General features: G+C 71.4%; 16 protein-coding genes and 1 pseudogene. 8 read left to right on the top strand and 9 right to left on the bottom strand.

Going from position 1 to position 21,738, the window contains the following annotated elements; translation table 11 throughout:
* Position 1: 1 nt before the first annotated feature.
* On the bottom strand, positions 2–2,797 hold the full coding sequence (locus tag ACIHFB_RS04715; RefSeq protein WP_400125222.1) for an AAA family ATPase: 2,796 nt from the start codon (positions 2,795–2,797) through the stop codon (positions 2–4).
* Between the two features lie 373 nt (positions 2,798–3,170).
* Between ACIHFB_RS04715 and ACIHFB_RS04710 the strand changes: the two genes are divergently transcribed.
* The gene (locus tag ACIHFB_RS04710) at positions 3,171–4,862 is read left to right on the top strand and encodes a heme peroxidase family protein (RefSeq protein WP_400125220.1); all 1,692 of its coding nucleotides are present in this window, start codon (positions 3,171–3,173) and stop codon (positions 4,860–4,862) included.
* Positions 4,863–4,983: 121 nt separating this feature from the next.
* Positions 4,984–6,960, top strand: coding sequence for a trypsin-like serine peptidase (locus ACIHFB_RS04705; RefSeq protein WP_400125218.1), 1,977 nt, complete (start codon positions 4,984–4,986; stop codon positions 6,958–6,960).
* A 6-nt stretch (positions 6,961–6,966) separates the two neighbouring features.
* Here ACIHFB_RS04705 and ACIHFB_RS04700 read toward each other — a convergent pair whose 3' ends face one another.
* Complete coding sequence (locus tag ACIHFB_RS04700; protein WP_400125216.1) at positions 6,967–8,145, bottom strand: cytochrome P450; 1,179 nt, start codon at positions 8,143–8,145, stop codon at positions 6,967–6,969.
* Positions 8,146–8,249: 104 nt separating this feature from the next.
* On the opposite strand from ACIHFB_RS04700, the gene ACIHFB_RS04695 reads away from it, so the two are divergent.
* Both ACIHFB_RS04695 and ACIHFB_RS04690 read left to right on the top strand, forming a co-directional pair.
* Entirely contained in the window at positions 8,250–9,035 is a 786-nt protein-coding gene (locus tag ACIHFB_RS04695; RefSeq protein ID WP_400125215.1) for a cyclase family protein, read from the top strand.
* Entirely contained in the window at positions 9,032–10,672 is a 1,641-nt protein-coding gene (locus ACIHFB_RS04690; protein ID WP_400125213.1) for a thiamine pyrophosphate-binding protein, read from the top strand. Before ACIHFB_RS04695 ends, ACIHFB_RS04690 begins: the two co-directional genes overlap by 4 nt.
* A gap of 63 nt (positions 10,673–10,735) precedes the next feature.
* Here ACIHFB_RS04690 and ACIHFB_RS04685 read toward each other — a convergent pair whose 3' ends face one another.
* The 4 genes from ACIHFB_RS04685 to ACIHFB_RS04670 form a co-directional block, all read right to left on the bottom strand.
* On the bottom strand, positions 10,736–11,734 hold the full coding sequence (locus tag ACIHFB_RS04685; protein WP_400125211.1) for a trypsin-like serine peptidase: 999 nt from the start codon (positions 11,732–11,734) through the stop codon (positions 10,736–10,738).
* A 160-nt stretch (positions 11,735–11,894) separates the two neighbouring features.
* On the bottom strand, positions 11,895–13,388 hold the full coding sequence (locus ACIHFB_RS04680) for a tripartite tricarboxylate transporter permease (RefSeq protein WP_400125210.1): 1,494 nt from the start codon (positions 13,386–13,388) through the stop codon (positions 11,895–11,897).
* 1 nt (position 13,389) lies between these two features.
* Complete coding sequence (locus tag ACIHFB_RS04675) at positions 13,390–13,926, bottom strand: tripartite tricarboxylate transporter TctB family protein (RefSeq protein WP_365269998.1); 537 nt, start codon at positions 13,924–13,926, stop codon at positions 13,390–13,392.
* A gap of 31 nt (positions 13,927–13,957) precedes the next feature.
* Positions 13,958–14,944: a tripartite tricarboxylate transporter substrate binding protein gene (locus ACIHFB_RS04670; protein ID WP_365271052.1), complete on the bottom strand. Its 987-nt coding sequence runs from the start codon at positions 14,942–14,944 to the stop codon at positions 13,958–13,960.
* Positions 14,945–15,161: 217 nt separating this feature from the next.
* Between ACIHFB_RS04670 and ACIHFB_RS04665 the strand changes: the two genes are divergently transcribed.
* Both ACIHFB_RS04665 and ACIHFB_RS04660 read left to right on the top strand, forming a co-directional pair.
* Positions 15,162–16,787 (top strand): ATP-binding protein, encoded by a 1,626-nt coding sequence (locus ACIHFB_RS04665; RefSeq protein WP_400125209.1) that lies wholly within the window; start codon positions 15,162–15,164, stop codon positions 16,785–16,787.
* On the top strand, positions 16,784–17,506 hold the full coding sequence (locus ACIHFB_RS04660) for a response regulator (RefSeq protein ID WP_365269992.1): 723 nt from the start codon (positions 16,784–16,786) through the stop codon (positions 17,504–17,506). The genes ACIHFB_RS04665 and ACIHFB_RS04660 overlap by 4 nt, the downstream gene beginning before the upstream one ends.
* Positions 17,507–17,549: 43 nt before the next feature.
* Here ACIHFB_RS04660 and ACIHFB_RS04655 read toward each other — a convergent pair whose 3' ends face one another.
* Together ACIHFB_RS04655 and ACIHFB_RS04650 are read right to left on the bottom strand one after the other, a co-directional pair.
* On the bottom strand, positions 17,550–19,496 hold the full coding sequence (locus ACIHFB_RS04655; RefSeq protein ID WP_400125207.1) for a protein-arginine deiminase domain-containing protein: 1,947 nt from the start codon (positions 19,494–19,496) through the stop codon (positions 17,550–17,552).
* Between the two features lie 136 nt (positions 19,497–19,632).
* Positions 19,633–20,109 (bottom strand): pyridoxamine 5'-phosphate oxidase family protein, encoded by a 477-nt coding sequence (locus ACIHFB_RS04650; protein WP_400125205.1) that lies wholly within the window; start codon positions 20,107–20,109, stop codon positions 19,633–19,635.
* A 66-nt stretch (positions 20,110–20,175) separates the two neighbouring features.
* On the opposite strand from ACIHFB_RS04650, the pseudogene ACIHFB_RS04645 reads away from it, so the two are divergent.
* Together ACIHFB_RS04645 and ACIHFB_RS04640 are read left to right on the top strand one after the other, a co-directional pair.
* Positions 20,176–20,501 (top strand): annotated as a pseudogene (locus ACIHFB_RS04645) (DNA polymerase/3'-5' exonuclease PolX); the annotation flags it as partial.
* Between the two features lie 76 nt (positions 20,502–20,577).
* A complete protein-coding gene (locus tag ACIHFB_RS04640; protein ID WP_400125203.1) occupies positions 20,578–21,234 on the top strand; it encodes a phosphoribosyltransferase in 657 nt (218 codons plus the stop codon).
* Between the two features lie 36 nt (positions 21,235–21,270).
* Here the strand turns inward: ACIHFB_RS04640 and ACIHFB_RS04635 are convergent, their stop codons facing one another.
* A complete protein-coding gene (locus ACIHFB_RS04635) occupies positions 21,271–21,726 on the bottom strand; it encodes an archease (RefSeq protein ID WP_400125201.1) in 456 nt (151 codons plus the stop codon).
* Between the last annotated feature and the right edge of the window lie 12 nt (positions 21,727–21,738).

Genomic DNA, 21,738 nt, shown 5'->3' with positions numbered 1-21,738 from the left:
GTCACCCCGTCACCCCGGCGTGGGCCAGACAGCGGGCCAGGTCGGAGCGGGAGCGGACGCCCAGCTTGCGGTAGACGCGGGTGAGGTGGGCCTCGATCGTCTTCCGGGACAGGAACAGGGACGCGGCGGCCTCCACGTTGCTCAGCCCCTCACCGATGGCACGCGCCACCTGGAGCTCCTGCGGGGTGAGCAGGGCCACCGGCGGCGGTTCGTTGCCGTGGACGGCGGTGCGGTGCCCCGTCGCCGCGACCTCGGCCTCGGCCCGGACCGCCCAGGGCACGGCGTCCAGCGCGGTGAACGTCCGCCGGGCGAGCAGCAGCGGTTCCCGTGCCGCGGACGGCCGCCGGAACCGGCGTAGGACCTCTCCTGCGACGAGCCGGGTCCGGGCCCGCTCGAAGGCCATCTCCTGGTCGGCATGGACGCGTTCCGCGACGGCCAGCCAGTCGGCGGCCTCCTCGGCGGACCGTGCGAGCATCACCCGGCAGCGGGCGTGCGCGGCCGCCGGCCAGGCCAGACCGGTCGCGGTGTCGCGCTCCCGGAGCCAGTCCGCGACGGCGACGGCTCGCTCTCTCGACCCCGCGCGCAGACAGGCCTCGGCGAGGTCGGCGACCCACGGCATGAGGCAGGGATTGACCAGCCCCATCTCCTGGGCCATCGCGAACGCCGCCTCCAGGTGCGTACGTGCCGTTTCCGGATCACCCGCGGTGAGCGCAGCCGTCCCCAGCGCACCGCGTGCGAACAAGGACAGGCCGCGCAGCCGACCGCCGCACCAGCGCTCGTACTGCGCCACACGCTCCTCGCAGGCCCCGACGTCGCCGCGCAGGGCGTCCAGTCGTGCGAGCTGAAGCAGCGCGTAACCCGTCATCGCCAGATGCCCGAACTCCTCTGCCCAGCGCAGTCCTTCGGTGGCGTCCGCGCGGGCCATCGGCCAGCGCGACCACATCTCCACCTCGCACCGGGCCAGCAGCGTGTACGGCAGAAGGGCGGGGGAGTGGTCGCGGCGCATCCCCTCGATCACCGTGTCCAGGACACGGCGGGCGAGTTCCCCGTCGCCGGTCCAGGACAGGCCCTGCGCGATCTCCATCGTCGTCTGACGTTCCTCGGGGCCGGGCCGGCCGCGCGTCTGTGCCAGCAGCCCGAGCAGGGCCGTACGGCCTTCGCGTACGTCGCCGCCCAGAGCCTGCGCCCGGGCGCGCATCACGGCGGCGTGCCGACGCTGGGTGCCGTGTGTGCCCTCCGCCAACTCCGCACAGCGGGCGGCGATGTCGCAGGCCTCGCGCATCCGCCCGTCCATCGTCGCGGGCACCACCGCGGCCCCGTACAACCCACAGGCACGTGAGGGGTCCACAGGCTCGACCGCGCGGGCGGCGCCGACCAGCAGTTGATGCGCACGGCCGGGGTCTCCGAGCCAGGTGCAGGCCTGGCCGCGCAGCAGCTCGATGTCCGCTGTCATCAGCGGGTCCCGGCTGTGCGACAGAGCCTGCTCGCACCACTGGGCGGCATCCCGCGTCGTTCCGCCGTAGAAGGCGTCGTGCGCTGCCTCGAACAGACGGCGGGCCGCGTCCGCGGGGTCCGGGGACAGCTCGGCGGCACGGCGCCAGATGGGCGCGGCAGCCGCCAACGCCCCCCGCTGCCGGGCCTGCCGGGCGTCGGCCACCAGACGGGCAGCGACCGACTCGTCCGGGCCGGGGGCCGCGGCCGCCAGGTACCAGGTCTGCAGTTCGCCCGAGCTCACGGCGGCCAGCCTCCGGTACACCTCCAGCCGCCGGACCGTGGCGCACTGTCCGAGCACCACCGGCCGCAGCACGGGATGCCGCAGCTCGCACGCGCCGTTCCGCATCCGCACCAGTCCGGCCGCCTCGGCCGCGTCCAGATCGGCGGTCATGAGTCCGTCGGACGCCAACGCCCGTTGCAGCAGGGGCCATTGCGGGGTTCGACCGGCCGCGACGTACACCAGCGCTTCTCGACTGCGCAGGGGGAGCATGCGCAGCTGGCCGCGCCATGCGCGCTCCACCAGCGGCCCGGGCGCCTCCCACGAGTCGTCCCACGGCTCGGCACCGCCCGCACGGGTGCGGGCGAGCGCCGCCGCGTACTCGACCAGGACCAAGGGGTTGCCGTGTGCCAGCCGTACGATCCGGCCCGCCGCCGCGTCCGCCCGGTCGAGCGTATGCCGCTGCAACAGGGTCCAGCACTCGTCGTCCGTCAGCGGCCCCAGCACGGCGTGCGGCACGCTCTCCTCGATCCCCTCCTCCTCCGGCCCGCTGCGCGCGGCCATCACGAGGGCCACGCGCTCGGTGGCCAGCCGCCGGGCCACGAACTGAAGCACCTGCCGCGACGAAGGATCGGCCCAGTGCAGGTCGTCGACGAGGACCAGCAGCGGCCACGCCTCCCCGGCGGCGGCCAGCACGCCGAGTGCGCCCGCGCACACCGCGTACGGGTTCGGCTCGGCCACATCAGTGAGCGCGAGACAGCCCTCCACGGCCGTGCGCTGGGCCGGCGGCAGCTCGCCGAAGTGGTGGCGCAGCGGCAGCAGCACATCGGCCAGCACCGCGTACGGCAGCACGGCCTCCGACTCCACTCCGCAGGCCCACAGCACCCGGGCGCCCTGGCTGCGGTCGGCCGCGTGGCGCAGCACCATGCTCTTGCCGATCCCCGGTTCACCGCTCAGCAGCAGGGCACCGCCCCGGTGCGGCAGGGCGTCCACCAGGCCGGCCACGAGGTCGCGTTCGGTGGTCCGGCCGACGAGGGTGACGGGTCCGGGGACGTGCGTGGACTCGTCGGGAGCGGCGTGATCCACGACGCAGTACGGTCCGAGTGAACAGGACGGTGCACAACTGTTCACTTCAAGGTCGACCGGCACGCCGGTCGTGGCTGTTTCGTCCATGGCGCCCCCGTACGCCTGCCGCTCCCCTGCGGCGGTCCGTCACGTCACCAGAGTGCTCCCGGGAGGGTGATCGGCGTGGGCGGTCGGAGAGTTTCGACGACACATCGGGCGGGGCTACGGCGGCCTCAGTACCGTCATGCCGCGACGGGTGGCGTAGGCGCTACGTGGGACGCGCCGTCGGAGAGCACCGGAGCGCATGTCGCGGCCGGAGGTAGGGAGTTCCCCGAAGCCGCGGCGTGACCGGAAGAACATACTCGCCTCCTCCAGCACTACGAGGGGGTTTGGAATGGCTGAGCAGGGACAGTTACGGCGGGTGATCACGAACCTCGCGCACGGCGGTCACGCGCTCCTCGACGAAGCGGACCCGGACCAGAAGATTGTCGAGAGCCAGGACGGTCTCAGCGCGCTGAGCACAGTGGTCCAGGAGCCCGCCGAGACGGCGGCACACGTGCGGACCACGTCTTTCCAGTATTTGTTCGCCGACCTGGCGGACGGGTTCCCGGCACACCACCTGCCGCAGGACGACATCGCAGAGGTCGTCAATGCCCTGCTCGACCTGGGTGCGGCGGTGGTGGAGACGCCGGAGGAAGTGCGTGACCCGCTGCTCAACTCGCCGATCCCGACGATCTACACCTACTGGGGTCAGTTCGTCGACCACGACCTGACAGCGGCGACCGACAACGACCTGACGATCAGCATCACGGACGAGAACCTGCCGCCCGTAAAGCCGGAGGAGGTGATCAAGCGGCTGAAGAACCTGCGCACCCCGGCGCTCAACCTCGACTCGGTCTACGGTGACGGGCCGTTCGCGGTACCAGCGGCGGACCAGAACAGCGTTCCCTACGACGGGATCAGGTTCCGGCTCGGCCTGCTCACGCCGACCCCGGTGGGAGTGCTGATCCCCCCGGTCGACGACATGCAACGGGATCTGCCGCGCGAGGACGACGAGAAGCACACCCCGCTCATCGGCGACACCCGCAACGACGAGAACCTCGTGGTGGCCCAACTGCACGTGGCCTTCCTTCGGTTCCACAACGCGTCGGTCGACTGGGTGCGCGAGAACGAGCCCGAGCGGGAGTCGGACGTCGAGGTCTTCCAACGGGCCCGGGACCTCACCCGGTGGACCTATCAGTGGCTGTGCGTGCACGACTACTTGCGCACCGTGGCTCGCCCCGATGTCGTCGACCTCGTGGACACCGCGGACGAGAATCTGCTTCACATGGACCGGCGGGGCACCTATATGCCCATCGAGTTCTCGGTGGCGGCCTTCCGCTTCGGCCACAGCATGGTGCGCGGCGCCTACGACTGGAACCGCAACTTCGGCCGTCCCGGCGACAACGTCACTCCCATCGCCACCCTGCAGCAGCTCTTCCAGTTCACCGGCAAGGGCGGATTCATCAACGACGCGCCGACGCTGCCGTCGAACTGGCCGGTGGAGTGGGACCGGATGGTCGACAAGAACAGCCAGTTCGCCAACCGCTTCGCACGGCTCATCGACACCAAGATTGCGCCGCCGCTCGCCGACCTGCGCAACGAGGGCGAGGACCCGAAGCTGACGGAGCGGATCAGGGAACTGCTCAAGCAGCTCGCTCGCCGCAACCTCCTGCGCGGCTACCGGCTCGCGGCCCCCACCGGACAGGCGGTGGCCAAGGCCCTCGGAGTCGCACCGCTCAGTCGCACGGAGCTCGAACAGGGCAGCAGCGACAAGGTCAAGGCGGCCTTGAACAGGAGCGCCCTGTTCGACCACACCCCGCTCTGGTTCTACGTGCTGAAAGAGGCGGAGATAAGGGAGCTGGGCCGGCGGCTGGGTGAGGTCGGCAGCCGCATCGTCGCCGAGACCATCGTCGGCCAGGTCCGCCAGGACTCCGGCTCGTACGTCAACCAGACGAGTTGGAGCCCCGCGCAGGGCGTCCTGCTGCCCAACGGCCGACCGGTGCGCACGATCGCGGACTTCCTCCGCTTCGCCGGCGTCCTCTGACCCACCCCCGCCCAGCTGTGCCCCCCCACGCCCCCGCCGGTCCGCATCGGCGGGGGCGCGCCTGTAGGCCGTAGGGAATTCCCCGAAGCGCCGTACGTCCCCTGCCGAGGAGCATCCGCGCATGGACATACCAGAACAGCAACGGAACATGATCGAGCGATACCGGGACACGGAGCGGCAGCGCGAGGAGATCCGGCGTCGGCAGGCGGAGACCGGTGTGCCCTTCGTGGTCGACAGCGAGGAGCAGCTGCTCGCCCGGGCGGAGCGGCTGTTGCGCAAGCGCGAGGTCGATCCGGAGACGCTGGCGCCGGTGCCGACCGACGGGGGCCCGGTGCTTCCCGCCGTCGTGCCCGAACGGATCCTCGGTGCCGCGAGCGAGCTCCAGAGCGTCAACTTCCTTGCCCGCGGGGCACGTGCGGCCCGTGCGGTCGCCCGCATATCCATCATCGACAACGGACGGCGGGCCGGATTCGGCACCGGATTCCTGGTGGGGGAGCGGCTGCTCCTCACCAACAACCATGTGTTGCCCGACGTGAGGACGGCGACCGGGTCCTTCGCGGAGTTCGACCTCGAATCCGACGTCGACGGCGTGCCCAAACCGGTCGCCTCCTACGACCTGGCCCCGGGTGACCTGTTCGTCACCGACGCCGAGCTCGACTACACCCTCGTCGCGATCACGGCGGGAACCGACGGCGGCCGACCCGGCGTGGTGCACGGCTGGCTCAGGCTGATCGCCCAGCAGGGGAAGATCGTCATCGGTGAGCCGGTGAACGTCGTCGGCCATCCCGAAGCGCGACCGAAAGAGGTCGCGGTCCGCGACAACGCCCTGCTCAACCAGTTGCCGCAGTTCCTGCACTACCGCACGGACACCGAGCCCGGAAACTCCGGCTCGCCCGTCTTCAACGACCAGTGGGAGGTCGTCGCGCTGCACCACGCCGGCGTACCCGACCCCGATGGTGAGGGCTGGATCGCCAACGAGGGGGCACGCGTCAGCGCCATTCTGCGGCACCTCGCTCTGGCCGAGCTGCCCACGCAACAGAGGCAGCTGCTCGCCGAGTTGGGCCCACAGGCGGTGCCGAGCGAAGCGGAGCTGGCCGCAGGCGTCCTCCCGGCCGCGGCACCCCTGCCCGAGGTGCGTGCCGAGGCCGGCGCGGGTGCTCAGCAGCGGCGCGGCGTCACCGGGCGGACCGGCGCGGGCAGGCGCGTGGTGTTCCTGCACGGGCGTGGGCAGGAGGACCGTGATCCCGCCGCCCTGCGGGCCGGATGGTGTGGCGGCCTGGCCATCGGACTGGCGGCTGCGGGCCTTCCTCCGATCGAGGCCGGCGACGTCTGGTTCCCCTACTACGGCGACGCCTTGGCCGCCACGGCCGCCGACCGCGAGCGGCTCGCCCCCGAAACGGCGACGACCACGGCCGAGGCGTACGCGCCCACCGATCCCGGCGCCCGCGCGGTGTACGCCACCCTGCTCGCCGAGGCCGCCGAGCGCGCCGGGATGCCCAGGTCGGAACGGGAGACGGTGGAGGAAGGCGTACCCGCGCACGAGGGTGCGGGCGCGCAGGAGTCGGGCCTCATCGGCGGGGTGATCTCCGCACTGCAACGACCGCTGTCCTGGATCGCGGCACGCAGCGGGCTCGACGACATCCTGATCGCGACGGTGTTCCGCGACGTGTCGGCCTACCTCGACAACAAGCCGGTACGCGACGCCGTACTCGACGCGGTCCTGGCCGACATGCCCGATGACGGCGAGATCGTGCTGGTCACCCACAGCCTCGGAACGGTCGTCGCGCTCGACCTGTTCACCCGGCTGCACCGCCGGGCCTCCGTGCCGCTGCTCGTGACCGCGGGCAGCCCCCTCGGACTCGACGCCGTGTACCGGCGGCTGCTCGCAGGCGGACCCGTCCGGCCCGGTCAGGTGGGCGTGTGGATCAACGCGTGGGCGGCTGCGGACGCCGTCGCCATCGGCTGTCCGCTCGGCGACACCTGGACCGGGGTGCGCGACGTGCTCTGCGCCAACCGCAAGGACCGGGCGCACGACATCACGCAGTACCTCGCCCACGCCCGGGTCGCAGCCGAAATCGGTCGCGGCGCCCGCCCCTAGGCAGCGTCACGACCCCGGCGTGTCCCAACGGACGTGCAGCGCCGGTGGCTTCCGGAAGAGCAGGCCCGTGGGCGCGGCGGGTGAGGCGTCGTCGAGGCGCAGGCCCGGCAGACGATTGAGGAGCGTGAGAAGGCAGACGCGGGTCTCCAGCCGGGCGAGGTGGGCGCCGAGGCAGAAGTGCGGGCCGTGGGCGAAGGCCAGCTGGAGACGTGAGTTGGTGCGTCGCAGGTCGAAACGGTCGGGGTCCTCGAAGACCTCGGGATCACGGTTGGCGCCGGCGAGCGAGACGACCACGAGATCCCCGCGGCGCACCTCGGCCCCGCCGATCGGCACATCGGCGGTGGCGTAGCGGTCGACGACCGCGGCGGCGGGCTCCAGGCGGAGCGATTCCTCGATCGCCGCGTCGACGAGACCCGGATCGGCCCGCAGAAGCGCGAGTTGACCGGGATCGGCCAGCAAGTGCAGTACGGCATTGGCGATCATGCCCTCGGTGGTCTCGATGCCGCCGAACATCAGCACGGCGGCATTGGCGACCACCTCGGGCACCTTCAGCCGTTCGGCCGCCGCGACCAGCAGCGACGCATCGACCTTCGCGGCGACCGTCGCCTCGACGCTGCCCCTCAACTCCTCGAAGGCCGCCGCTCCGGCAGGATTCCCGGGCCGGCCCGCGGTGATGTCGGAGACCGCGCTCACGATGGCGTCGTACCAGGACAGCACCGCCTTGGCGTCGGCGTCGACCAGTCCCAGGGACTCGGCCACCACCGCGACGGCCAGCGGCCCTGCCACCTCGCGGCGCAGCTCGGCGCCGCCCCGCGGCCGGACGGCCTCGACCAGCCGGGCGGCTTCCCCTTCCACGAACCCCGCGAACCGGTCCTGCACGTCCCGCGCGCGGAACGGATCGGTGAACGGAGCGCGGTGCCGCGTGTGCTCGGCGCCTTCCAGGGAGAGCATGCTGGGGCCGACCACCTGCGCGGTGGAGAAGCGGGGGTCGTCCACGGTGAAGCCGGTCGCGTCGCGCATCACCCGCAGTGCGAGATCCCGCCGGGTCACCAGCCAGCCGCCCAGCGCGGGGAGCCAGGAAACCGGTTCGGCGGCCCGCAGCAGGGCCAGCCTGGGGTGGGGGTCGTCCTCCAGTTCCGCGAGTGTGGTCGTGGCGCCGAGCGGAAACCGGTGCGCTGTCTCCATGAGAGCTGCCTCTGTTCTGTCACGGGAGTTCCGGTGCTGCATCTGAACAGGCGCCATATCGGCCTGCGATGCTGTCAATTCCATCATCGACTCAGGAGGCGCCCATGTCCGAGCCGTCCGTTCTCGCTTCGTTGGTGTCCGGGCTGCGGAGTGGCTCGATCGACGTCGTCGACCTCACCTCGCCCTTGTCCTCGTCGACACCGGTGATCCAGCTGCCGCCCCAGTTCGGCCAGACCGCCGTGTTCGAGCTGGAGGAGATCAGCCGGTACGACGACCGCGGGCCGGCCTGGTACTGGAACAACTTCCGCAGCGGTGAGCACACCGGCACCCACTTCGACGCACCGAACCATTGGGTCACCGGCAAGGACCTCATCGACGTGGCCTCGGTGCCGGCCGGGCGGCTGATCGCACCGGCCGCCGTCCTGGACTTCACCGCGGAGGCGGACGCCGACCCGGACTTCCTGGTCGAAGTGGACCATGTGAAGGCCTGGGAAGCCGAGAACGGCCCGCTGCCCGAGGGCGGTTGGCTGTTGCTGCGCACCGGCTGGGATGCCCGGTCGCACACGCAGGAGGCGTTTCTCAACGCGGACGAGAACGGTCCGCACACCCCCGGCCTCTCGCCGGATTGCGCCCGCTGGGTGGCCGAGGAGTCGCCGGTGATCGGTCTCGGCGTCGAGACGGTGGGCACCGACGCCGGACGCGCCCACTCCTTCGACCCCGCATTCCCGTGCCACTCCTATCTCATGGGCAGCGACAAGTACGGGCTGACCCAGTTGCAGAACCTGGCCGCGCTGCCGCCGACCGGTGCCGTCGTCATCGCGGGACCGTTGCCCATCGTCACCGGGTCCGGGGCCCCGGCGCGCGTGCTCGCCCTGGTGGAGCGCGCATGAACGTCGCGGAAGCCGTCGGCCGGGCGCTGGTGGCGGCCGGGGTCGAGCAGGTCTTCGGCGTGGTCGGGTCGGGCAACTTCCACCCGACCAACGCCATGGTCGCGGCGGGAGCGCGGTTCGTCGCCGCACGCCATGAGGGCGGTGCGGCGACGATGGCCGACGCGTACGCGCGGATGAGCGGCACGGTGGCCGCCCTGAGTGTGCATCAGGGACCGGGCCTGACAAACGCCGTCACGGGGATCGCCGAGGCGGCGAAGAGCCGTACGCCCCTCCTCGTGCTCGCCGCCGAGGTGACCGAGCCGAGGTCGAACTTCTACGTCGACCAGGAGGCCCTGGCACACGCGGTCGGCGCGGTCACGGCGCGCGTCACGTCCGCGGAGGACGCCGTCGGGCAGGCGTGCGCGGCCGTATGGCGGGCCCTGCACGAACGGCGCACCGTACTGCTCAACCTCCCCCTGCCGATGCAGGCTCTGGAGGTGCCGGACGGAGCTTTGGCGCAGGCCGCGGCGCCGCCCGAAAGGCCGGTGGTCGAACCGGCGGCGTCCGAAGTGGCCGCGCTGGCAAGGCTGTTGGAGCAGGCCCGACGCCCCGTGTTCGTGGCCGGGCGGGGAGCACGCGGCCCCGGCGGCCGCGACGCCATCGAGGCGCTCGCCGAGCGTCACGGTGCGCTGCTCGCGACGTCGGCCGTCGCCCGTGGCCTGTTCCACGGCAACCCGTGGTCGCTCGACGTGTCCGGGGGCTTCGCGTCCCCGTTGGCCGCCGAACTGATCCAGGGCGCGGACCTCATCGTGGGCTGGGGCTGTGCGCTGAACATGTGGACCATGCGGCACGGCCGGCTGATCGGCCCCGAGGCGACGGTCGTCCAGGTCGACGACGACGCGTCGGCTCTCGGCGCGCACCGGGCGGTGGATCTCGGCGTCACCGGTGACGTGGCCCGCACCGCGCGGAGCGTTCTCGACGCGGGCGGCGGACCGCGGCAGGGCTACCGGACCCCCGAGGTCGGCGCCGCCGTGGCGGAACGCGTGCAGTGGCGGGACGTGCCGTACGAGGACACGAGCGGCCGTGACCGGATCGACCCGCGGACGCTGAGTATCGCGCTCGACGACATCCTTCCCCGCGAGCGGGTGATCGGCGTGGACTCGGGCAACTTCATGGGCCACCCCAGCATGTTCCTGTCGGTGCCGGACCAGGACGGCTTCTGCTTCACCCAGGCCTTCCAGTCGATCGGCCTGGGACTTGCGACCACGATCGGCGCGGCCCTGGCCCGGCCGGACCGGCTTCCGGTGGCCGCGCTCGGGGACGGCGGCGCGATGATGGGCGCCGCCGACTTCGACACGGTCCGACGGCTCGGGCTGCCGATGGTGGTCGTCGTCTACAACGACGACTCCTACGGAGCGGAGGTGCACCACTTCGGGCCCGACGGACACCCGCTGGACCTGGTCGAGTTCCCGCCGACGGACATCGCCGCCGTGGCACGGGGGTACGGCTTCGAGGCGGTCACCGTGCGCACGCCGGCGGATCTGAAGGCCGTGGCGGACTGGGTGGCCGGACCACGCTCCGCACCGCTGCTCATCGACGCGAAGGTGGTCCGCGACCAGGGGTCCTGGTGGCTGGAGGAGGCGTTCCGGGGGCACTGAGCGCTCCGTCGGCTGTGCCGCCGGGCCCGCGTTCGGCGCGGGCCCGGCGGACGGAGCGAACGTTCAGGACGACTGGGCGGTCTGGTACAGGTTCTGCGCGTCCGTGCCGAAGACCGGCCCGTACATCGCGGTCGGCAGGAAGTTGTACTTGAAGCTGTTCACCGAGGACTGGAGGCCGGTGCCGGTGGCCTCGTCGAACTGGGTGAACCAGGGGCCTCCGCTGGACCCGCCGGTCATGTCGCAGGTGAGGCCGTGGTCGCTGGACAGCAGGAAGTCCCGGTACGTGGTGCCGCTGCAGTAGATGAACTTCTCACCGTCGTACGGGGCGGCGGCGGGGAAGCCGAAGGCGTACATCGCCTTGTTGTAGCCGGTGTTGAAGGCCAGGCCCTGACCGCCCACGACGTCGGTCAGACTCCTGCCGTCCAGCGGGGCGACCACGGCCGCGCCTATGTCGTAGTTGATGTCCTCGCTGGCCGTCCACTGCGGCGTGGACAGGGTCTTGGACGCGGACCAGGTGCCGTACGGAGCCTGGCCGTCGTGATAGCCGGGCACGAACACCCAGTTGGTGTGCCAGGCGCCCTCCAACTTCACACAGTGCCCTGCGGTGAGCACGGTGCTCTTGTTGGCGCTCGTGACCGCGTTGCCGGAGCACGATGCGGTACGGCCCTGGTAGCTGAAGAACACCCGTCCCGCGGTCTGCACCACGGCCCCGCCCCCGGTCCAGGCGCCGCCGCCGTTGGGGAACGCCAGGGCTCCGACAGTGGATGCCGGGGCGCTCGGCGCGACGACGGTCTTCTCGCCCTGGCGAGGAGTCGATGCCGTCACGTCGGAGCGGTCGAGGGAGAGGACGTCCAGCCCAGTGGCCTGCCGCATCCGCTCCGAAGTCCAGAAGTCACGGGCGTCTTCCTGCGCCGAGAGGGTCACCGCCCCCGGTTCCTCGGCGGCGGCGCCGGCCGGGGACGCGGTGACACCGGTGGCCAGGAGTGCGGCGACGCCGGCCAGAGCGCCGAGAACGGTGCGGCGGACGCGAGCACCGCCGGATGTGCCGAGGCTGCCTTTCACGCGGTCTCCTTCTGCGGTGGGGGGACCGGGCGGAGCGGACCATCCGCCCGGGTGGGCAGGGGTGTTACTGCGTGCGGTGAGGGCAGCGTGCCATCAGGAAGCGGTGTCTGGGCAGGTGCACGTCACAACGATGGCCGAAACTGCACAGACCCCGCATACATCAGGCCTCGGTTCGGCCCCGGACCATGACCTTCCTGACCAGCGGCCACACCAGCAGCAGCGCCACCACCGCGTAAACGGTCACCGCGAACGGCGTGTTGACCAGACCCGAGACACTCCCGTCGCTGATCTGCAGGGCACGACGCAGCTGTTGCTCGGCGTTCGGCCCGAGGATGACGCCGATGACCGCGGGCAGGATGGGCAGTCCGTAGCGCCGCATGCCGAAGCCGATCAGCCCGATGACCAGCAGGGTCACCAGGTCGATGACCTCACCGCCGACCGCGTATGCGCCGACCATGGCGAAGAACAGGATCCCCGCGTAGAGGTACGGCCGGGGAATGCGCAGCAGCTTCGCCCACACCGGCGCCAGCGGCAGATTGAGGGCGAGCAGCAGCACCATGCCGACGAACAGTGAGGCGATCAGGCCCCACACCAGCTCGGGTTCGCGCTCGAAGAGCAACGGCCCGGGCTGGATGCCGTACTGCTGGAACGCGGCCAGCATGACCGCCGCGACGGCCGTCGTCGGCAACCCCAGCGTCAGCATCGACACCAGCGTGCCCGCCGCCGAGGCGGACGCCGCCGACTCCGGTCCCGCGACGCCCTCGATGGCGCCCTTGCCCCACTCGTCCTTGTGCTTCGACAGACGCTTCTCGGTGACGTACGACAGGAAGGTGGGGATCTCCGCGCCGCCCGCCGGAATCGCGCCGAACGGGAAGCCGATGAACGGGCCGCGCAGCCAAGACTTCCAGGTCCGCCGCACATCGCCGCGGCCCAGCCACGGGCGGCCCACCGGGATGGCCTCGCCGGGATTGCGCCGCAGATGCGCCGAGACCCACAGCGCCTCGCCGATCGCGAAGAGACCCACCGCCACGATCACCACGTCGATGCCGTCGGCGAGTTGGAGGGAACCGAAGGTGAGCCGCTGCTGCCCGGTCATCTGGTCCAGGCCCACCAGGCCGAGCGTCAGGCCGATCAGCAGGGAGGCCAGTCCCCGAACGCGGGACGAGCCCAGCACCGACGTCACGGCGATGAACGCCAGCACCATGATGGCGAAGTAGTCCGGCGCACCGATGTCGACGGCAAGATCGGCGACCGTCGGCGCCAGCGCCACCAGCAGGATCGTGCCGATCAGACCGCCCGCGAAGTGACCGATGGCGGCGGCCGCGAGGGCCTGTGCGCCACGCCCCGACTTGGCCATGGGGTTGCCCTCCATGGCCGCGACCACGGCGGCGCTCTCGCCGGGGGTGTTGAGCAGGATCGAGGTGGTGGAGCCGCCGAACATCGCGCCGTAGTAGATGCCCGCGAACATGATGAACGCGCCGATCGGTTCGAGCCCGTACGTCACCGGCAGCAGCAGCGCCACGGCCATCGCCGGCCCGATGCCGGGCAGCACGCCGATCGCCGTGCCGAGCAGCACACCGATGGCGGCCCACAGCAGGTTGATCGGCGTGAGGGCCGTACCGAAGCCGTCCAGAAGGGAGTTGAGGGCGTTCATCTCACAGCGCTCCCATCAGCGGGCCACCCGGCAGCGGCACTCCGAGCAGGTTGTTGAAGACGGCGTAGGTGACGAGGGACAGGACGGCCGCGATGAGCGGGTCGCGGTCGATGCGGCGGCTGCCGAGGGCGAAGGCCGCGCCCCAGAAGAGCAGGGCGCCCGCGGCGGGGAAGCCCAGCGGTTCGATGAGGACGGCCGCGCCGAGGAACACCCCGGCGAGCAGCAGCACGGTGCGCCAGTCGGCGGGTTCGGACAGGTCGATGTCCTCGCCGGTCTCGGCCTGGCCACGGCCGCCGCGCAGCACGTCGAAGGCGAGGAGCGCGGCGATGACCAGCAGGCCGATGCCGACGACGATCGGCACGGTCTTGGGCCCGACGGGACCGCGCTGGGTGATCTCGACGTCCATGGTCAGCGCGTCGGTCAGGACCAGCACGCCGAGCGCCAACAGCAGGGCGCAGACGCCGAGTTCGGAGTGCTCACGCAACCATGAGCGCCGTTCGGCCGGCTCGGCGGGGGGAAGATCTGTCTGCGTCGTCACGGCCCGAACTCCTTCACTTCCGTATGGGTCGTCACAGCCCCAGCTCCTTCAGCACCGACACCACGCGCTTGTCCTGGGCGTCCAGGAAGTCGCCGAACTTCTCGCCGGTCAGGAAGGCGTCCTCCCAGCCGTTCTGCTCCATCGACTTCTGCCACTCGGGGGAGTCGTGGAGTTCCGTGATGAGCCGGGTGAGCTTGTCGCGCTCGGCGGCGGACAGACCGGGCGGGGCGACGATCCCCCGCCAGTTGGTGAAGTTCACGTCGTACCCGGACTCCAGAAGCGTGGGCGCGTCCTTGAGCTCGCCGACGCGCTCGGGGCCGGTGACCGCGAGGACCCGCAGCTCGCCCGCCTTGATCTGGTCGAGGTACTCGCCGACGCCGGACACCCCGAAGCCGACCTTGTTGCCGAGGATCGAGGCGAGCAGCTCGCCGCCGCCGTCGAAGGGGATGTAGTTGACCTGCTTCGGCGCGATGCCCGCGGCCTGCGCCATCAGCATGGGCGCCATGTGGTCGGGCCCGCCGGGCGAGGAGCCGCCGCCGACCGGCAGCTTGCCCGGGTCGGCCTTCCAGGCGTCGATGAGCTCGTCGATCGTCTGGTACGGCGAGTCCTTGGCGACCACGACCACGTCCTGCTCCTCGGTGAGCCGGGCGATCGGCGTGGTGTCGGCGAGGGTCTTGGGCGCGTGGTTGGAGCGCGCCGCGCCCACCACACCGAGTCCCATGGACATCGCCAGCTTGCCGTTGCCGTGCTCGCCGACCAGCCGGGTCAGGCCGACCGTCCCGCCGGCGCCGGGCAGGTTGAACACCTCGATGCTGTGCGTGAGTCCGGCGTCCTCGGCGTTCTTCGCGGCCGTCCGGGCCGTGATGTCGTAGCCGCCACCAGGCGTGTTGGGGACCATGAAGCGCAGGCCCGGGATCTGCGTGCCGGTCTCGGAGCCGCTGCCGGTGGTGAGCAGCGGCGGTCCGACGAGGACCAGCACGGCGGCCCCGAGCAGGGCCAGGAGGAAGCGCAGGCGCACGAGTTTCACCACCTGTCGGTCGATGCGGGTAAGAGGAGCGTGATGTGGGCCACATGCTGCACGGGCGTCGACGACCTGTCTCGCTTCCGGAACCAACGGAGGTTTTGGTCTTTGTGTCAGCGGGCCGGGCGTCGACGGATGTCTTCCCCTGGCCACGGCCCCGGGCCATCATGGGCGTCCCGGCACCCGAACCACCAGGTCAGAGATTGAGTACGTCGTGGTCACCACCTTCCGTCGCCAGACCCTCGCGGGCGAGATGCTGGTGCTCCAACTCGCCATTGTCGTGGTGGTGTTGCTCGCGATCGCCGCGGTCTCCCTCGCCCAGTCCGAGGCCACCTTCAACCGCGTCGAGGGCCGCCGGGTCACCGCGCTCGCCGAGCAACTGGCCGCCACCCCGCTGGTGCGCAGCGAGCTCGACCAGCCGGTGCCGCAGGAAGGCCTCGCCCCGCTGGTGAACTCCATGCAGACCCAGTCCGGAGTCACTTCGGTGACGGTGGCCGACGCCGCCGGCCGGATCGTCAGCTCCACCAACCCCACGGTGATCGGCGACCGGCTGCCCCTCGGGGAGGGCACCGCGGCGGGGCGCGGCTGGTCGGGGCCGCTGACACTGGACGGCAGCCGGGAGCGCGTCGCCCAGGTGCCCGTCCTCGGGGCGACACAGGAGAACCTCGGCCGGCACCTCGGCACCGTCATGATCGGCGAAGCCGACCCGACGGTGTGGCAGCGGCTGAGCGGCGCGTCCTCCTATCTCCTCGCCTACCTGGGTATCGCCAGCGGTCTCGGCGTGGCCGGCTCCTGGCTGCTCGCCCGGCGCGTGAAACGGCAGACCCTCGGTCTGGAGCCGCGCGAGATCGCCGGCCTTGCCGAACACCGCGAGGCCATGCTGTACGGCATCGCCGAGGGCGTGATCGCCCTGGATCCGGGGGACCGGCTGACCCTGGTCAACGAGATGGGCCGGACCCTGCTCGACCTGCCCGAGGAGTGCGTGGGCCGAAGCCTGGACCAACTCGGCATCGACGGACGGCTGCGGGACGTCCTCGCCGGCGCCGCGCCCGAACAGCGGGACCAGGTCGTCGTACGCCGGGGCCGCGTCCTGGTGATGAACCGGATGACCGTGACCAAGGACGGCCGTCTGCTCGGCTCGGTCACCACCCTGCGGGACCGCACCGAACTCGCCCGTCTGGAGCGGGAGATCGGCTCCTTCCGCAGCTCGTCGGAGCTGCTGCGCGCCCAGGCCCACGAGTTCGCCAACCAGCTGCACACCATCTCCGGGCTCATCCAGATCGGCGAACAGGACGAGGTGGTCCGCTACATCCGCGCGCTGAGCCGGCGCCGCCAGTCCCTTGACGTCACCCTCAGCCGCCGCGTCCGAGACACCGCCGTCGCCGCCCTGCTGACGGCGAAGGCCTCCCTCGCCGCCGAACGCAAGGTGACGCTGCGGATCTCGGACGACACCGCGCTCGACCGGCTCACCCCGGAGGACGCCGCGGACGTGGCGACCGTCGTCGGCAACCTCGTCGACAACGCCGTGGATGCCGCCGCGCACGACGGCGAACGGTGGGTCGAGGTCGAACTGCGGCAGGACGCCTCCAGCGTGGAGATCGTCGTACGGGACTCCGGTCCCGGCGTGGCCCCGGAACTCGCCCGGGAGGTGTTCACACACGGCTTCACCACCAAGGCCGCCCACGAGGGCGAGCGCGGCATAGGTCTGGCGCTCACCCGACTGGTCTGCGAACGTCACGGCGGTGAGATCTCGGTGACCAACACCCCCGACGGGGCCATGTTCACCGCGCGCATGACCGTCAGCCATCTCACCGACGCGGTGGCGGAAGGAGCAACATGATGGGCACGACCGACGAGTCGAACGAGATAGGCGTCCTCGTCGTCGACGACGACTTCATGGTCGCCAGGGTCCATCGCACCTTCGTCGAACGCGTCCCGCCCTTCACCGTCGTCGGCGTCGCCACCACCGGCGAGGAGGCCATCGCCGCCGTCGACCGACTGCGCCCGGATGTCGTGCTGCTCGACCTGTACCTGCCCGACGTCTTCGGCCTCGACGTCATACCCCGGCTGCGCACCGCCGGCCACGACTGCGACGTCATGGTGATCAGCGCCGCACGTGAGGCCGACACGGTACGCCGGGCCGTCCGCCGCGGTGTCGTGGACTACCTGCTCAAGCCGTTCGAGTTCCAGGACCTGCGCTCCCGGCTGGAGCGGTACGCCGCTCAGCGCGGCCGGCTGCACACCACGGTCGTCCGCAGCCAGGCCGACGTGGACCGGGTCCTGGCCGGTGCCGCGGTACCGGCGTCGGGCGTCTCCGTGCTGCCCAAGGGCATGAGCGTGGAGACCGCCGACCTCATCGAGCGCACCCTCCGCGACTGTCCCGGCACGCTGTCCGCCTCCGAGTGCGCGACCCTGACCGGTGTCTCCCGGGTGAGCGCCCGCCGCTACCTGGAGTACTTCCACACCACCGGCAACGCGGAGGTCTCCCTGCGCTACGGCGCGGCAGGGCGCCCCGAACGCCGCTACCGGTTCCGCGGACAGCCCGCCGTCATACGGTGAGTCACCCTCGCGATGCCGGCCGATCACACATCGGACCTGTGTGTCAGCGCCGCGCGGTGCTCTGCCACCAGGCGCCCGACGCGTCCCGCAGGGTGTTGGTGCCGCAGTGCACCTCGCCCATGCCGAGGTGGTAGGTGTACCAGTCGTCGATGTACGACACCTTCAGGCCGGCCCGCCGATAGACGGCTGTGACCGCCTGCGTGAAGATGTCCTTGCCGCCGACGACCGGCCCCCACTGCTTCGGCGCCAGATAGCGGTCGCGGGCGAGCAGCACGCCATTGACGGCGCCGGGAACGTAGGCGCTCGTCGTGACGGTGGCCGGAGCCGCCGAGGCGTCCGACTTCTCGGCGAGCCACTTCTGCTGACCGTGCTTCCCGGCCGCGTCCGCGAGAGCCGCGTCGCCGCCCATGCGCGTCAGGCGTGGCATGGGGGTGGCACGTCCGCCCGCCGAAACCTCCATGTCGCGGGTGTACAGGGCCGGTACGCGGACGATCTCGTCGTCGGTGACACCGGTCTCGCGCTTGAGGATCTCCAGGTTGGCCGCGATCCGCCGGGCCGCCATGGTGTTGTCGGCCACCAGGTGCCGGGAGGCCAGGGCCTGTTCGATGGTTTCCCTCGGGGCCGGCCGGTCCCCGAGACGCGGAACCGAGAACATCTTCGTCCTGCCGTGACCGGCCTGCCGGGCGTCGCGCAGCAGCTTGAGCCCGGCCTCCGGGGCGGCGACGCCGATCCGCCAGCCACGCGGGGTGTCGGCGGGCAGGAACTGCACGAACTCGTCGACATGGCCGACGCCCAGCCAGGAGGTGTCGAGCAGCAGCGGGTCCTGAAGCCCCTGGGACTTCAGCATCGTACGCATCACCTGGGACGGCCGTGCGCCGCTGTCCTTGCGCTCGCCCATGATGATCCGCCCCGCCGGGAACGAGCGGCCGTTGTGGGCGTACGGCGGGACGGTCTCCAGGTTGCCCATCGAATTGAGCGACCAGTCACGCTGCTCGGACCGGTCGGTGACCTGGACGACGCCGATGTCCCGGCCGCGGATCTTCTCGAACAGTTCCCGGCCCGCCTCCCGGTCGGGCTGGGCCGAGCGCAGCATCACACGCATCACCTGCCGACGCCCGCCGGGTCCGGTCATGCCGACGTACGCCGGCTCGACGAAGTCCTGCGCCCAGATGTCGCCGTACTTGTCGAAGGTGACCAGTGGTTTCGTGATGCCGGCGCGCCGGACCTCCTTCTCCAGATTCCGGACGAAGCGCCGGAAGACCTGCTCGCCCTGCGCCTTGGTGACCATCACCTGCTGGGTCTGCTGGAGATGGTGGTGGGTGAGGAGCGGAGCCACGCGCAGGGTGACTTCGTCGGAGGTGGTGCCGGCCGCGGACGCCACGGTCAGGCGGATCACCGTCCGGCCGTCCCACTTCGCGGTGTTGCGGATGACGTCGGTGGCCTCGACGCCGAACTCCACGCCGGAGCAAACCTCGACGGCGGTCAGCCGGGTCCGGGGCGTGATCAGGACCCACCGGCCGGAACGCTTGAGGAAGACGTGCGTCTGCTTGGCACCCGCGGTGACCTTCAGGCTGCCCTTGGCGTCCGCCGGCAGGCCGGGCAGGGGCGTTGAACGGACCCGGGCCAGGTCGGCGGCGTCGGTCCGGCCGTTGACCTCGGTGTCGGAGGCGTCGTTGCAGGCGGCCAGCTTGGCGTCGGACAACGGTCTGCCGCCGGGTCCGGTGACCGGGCAGCGCTTGGTGTCGTCGTCGATGTTGGGCAAGGTGACCGCACCGCGGCCGACGGTCCAACTGTCCTCGCCGGCCGTGTCGGTGTCGCCGGTGACATCGACCCGGCCGTCGCGGTCGACGTCCGCGCGCAGATCAGCCGTCGCGGCCGGTTCCGCGGCGAACGCGGGGGAGAGCGGCGTGGCCGGCACGGATCCTGTGGCGGCGAGGGCGAGGAGCACGGGTCCCGCGGGGTGGGTGCGTATACGCGTACGTGCGCGCACGGCGTATCCCTTCTCAGGTGGGGGGTGTTCGCCGTGCAAGAGAAGGAATGGAAGCAGTGCGTTGACTGTGAGGCGGGGAGTTCATACCTGGGTATGGAGGGTTCATACCCAGGTATGACGGGCTGCGGCAGAGCGTTCAGGCGAGGTGTACGGGGACGCGGTGGTCGGGGCTGCCGTCCTTGGCGAGGATCCAGTGGGAGTCGACGGTCGCCCGGTAGAGCCGGATTGCGCCGCCGGACCGGACGTCCTCGCCGGTCCATTCCCGGCCGCCGTGAGCCACCGAACGACGCGAGAACGCCTCGATGCCCCGGGCGGTCGCATCGTCGTCCACCAACTCCGCGACGGCGGGCATGTAGACGCCCTGCCCGGTGCTGATCGCCACCTGGGAGTCGAAGACCACGATCCCCACCTCGGGGCGCACCGCGATATTGCGGGAGTGCGTGACCTCGGGCGAGGAGACCCAGAAGAACTCGGTGCAGCCGATGTGGGCGAAGTAGACGGGCGAACCCCACGGTCGTCCCGCCGCGTCGGCGGTGGACAGCACGAGGTAGCGATTGGCCTCGATGATCCCGCGCACCAGCGCCTGTGCCTCGTCCTGCGCCACGTCGATCACTCCGCTCTCATGGGACGGTTCTCGTTCGTTCTCAGGTGCAGACTGCGGCGAGCGGGCGAACTCATCCAGGGACGCAAGGCGCTGACCCGCCGGCTCGTCCGGGCCTGCGAGAACCCGTACGTCAACATCATCGGCCACCCCACCACACGCCTCATCGGCAAGCGACCCGGCCTCGACGTCGGCCTCGACGAGTTCTGCGCCGCCTGCGCCCGCACCGGCACGGGGCGAAGTTCGCCGTGGACAGCGACGCGCACTCCGTCATCCACCTGGCCAACATGCGCTACGGCGTGGGCACGGCACAGCGCGGCTGGCTCACCAGGGACGACGTGATCAACACCTGGCCGCACGCACGGCTGCGACGCTTCCTGCGCAAGGGCTCGCAGCGGCGGTGACGCCGTGTGGGCGACCGGTGGGCCGGGTACCCGGGGGGCGCGCACGGAGGCAACCGGAGACCGGAAGGGAGCGGCCATGCAGTTCCGTGACCGCAAGCAGGCCGGGCGGGAACTGGCCGAGCGGCTGCGCACCCTGCACGAGAAGGGCATCCTCCCGCACCCCGTCGTCCTCGCCCTGCCCCGCGGTGGTGCCGCGGTCGCCCGTGAGGTCGCGCATGTGCTGGACGCCCCGCTCGACGTCCTCGTCGTCCGCAAGATCGGAGCGCCGTTCCAGGAGGAGCTGGGCGTCGGCGCGATCGCCGGTGACGACCCTCCGCTCTTCGACGAACGGGCCCTCGACCGGCTGGGCCTGAGCGAGGCCGCTCTCGCCGGGACCGTCGAACGGGAGCAGGAGGAGGTACGGCGTCGCGAGCAGCGCTACCGGCGCGGCCGTCCCGCACTGGATCTGCGGGGCCGCACGGTGATCGTCGTCGACGACGGACTGGCCACCGGCGCGACCGCGCGCGCCGCGCTGCGCCGGGTACGCCGTGAGTCGCCCGGGCGGGTCGTGCTGGCCGTGCCGGTCTGCTCACCGGAGGCGGTCGCGCTGCTGCGCGGAGAGGCCGACGACGTGGTCTGTCTGCACCGGCCGGAGCAGTTCATGGCCGTCGGTCTCTGGTACGAGAACTTCGACCAGCTCACCGACGACGAGGTCCTCGACGCGCTGCACGCCTCCCACACCACACCCGGCTGAGGAAGGGAGAGCGAGTGATCGAAGCGCCGGATGGGCTCATATGTCGATGGTCACCGCGCAGGACCAGCCGTACGGACCCGGCTCGATGCGCAGGTTCTCCCACGCGATGCCCCTGGGCGCCGCACCGATGACCTCCACGACGCCGAGGTCGGCGACCGCCATCCGCACATCGAGTCCCTCGTCGAACGCCTCCGCCTCCACGTCGACCGGCACCTGGCCGTGCTCCTCCAGCCGGAAGACGACCTCGTCGAGCAGCGTGGTCAGCAGGTCCTCCGGGCTGCCTTCGGTCAGCCGCAGCCGGGCCACGCCGGTCGGCCGCGTCCCGGAGACGTCCGCGAACCCCTCCACCATGCCCGTGACGGCCTCCACCAGGCAGCGCTCACGGCTGTCTCCCCAGGCCTCGACGCGCACGTCAGCCGTGTGCGGCACCAGTCGGTGGCCGCTCACACCGACTCTCCGCGCCGTGATGTCGTCGCCCATGTCGCCGACCATGCTGTCCGTGTT

It is taken from the genome of Streptomyces sp. NPDC051963, from assembly GCF_044593495.1.
Lineage (GTDB): Bacteria > Actinomycetota > Actinomycetes > Streptomycetales > Streptomycetaceae > Streptomyces.
Note: the sequence above shows the minus strand (reverse complement) of the source record. Positions and strands in the feature narration are given on the sequence as shown.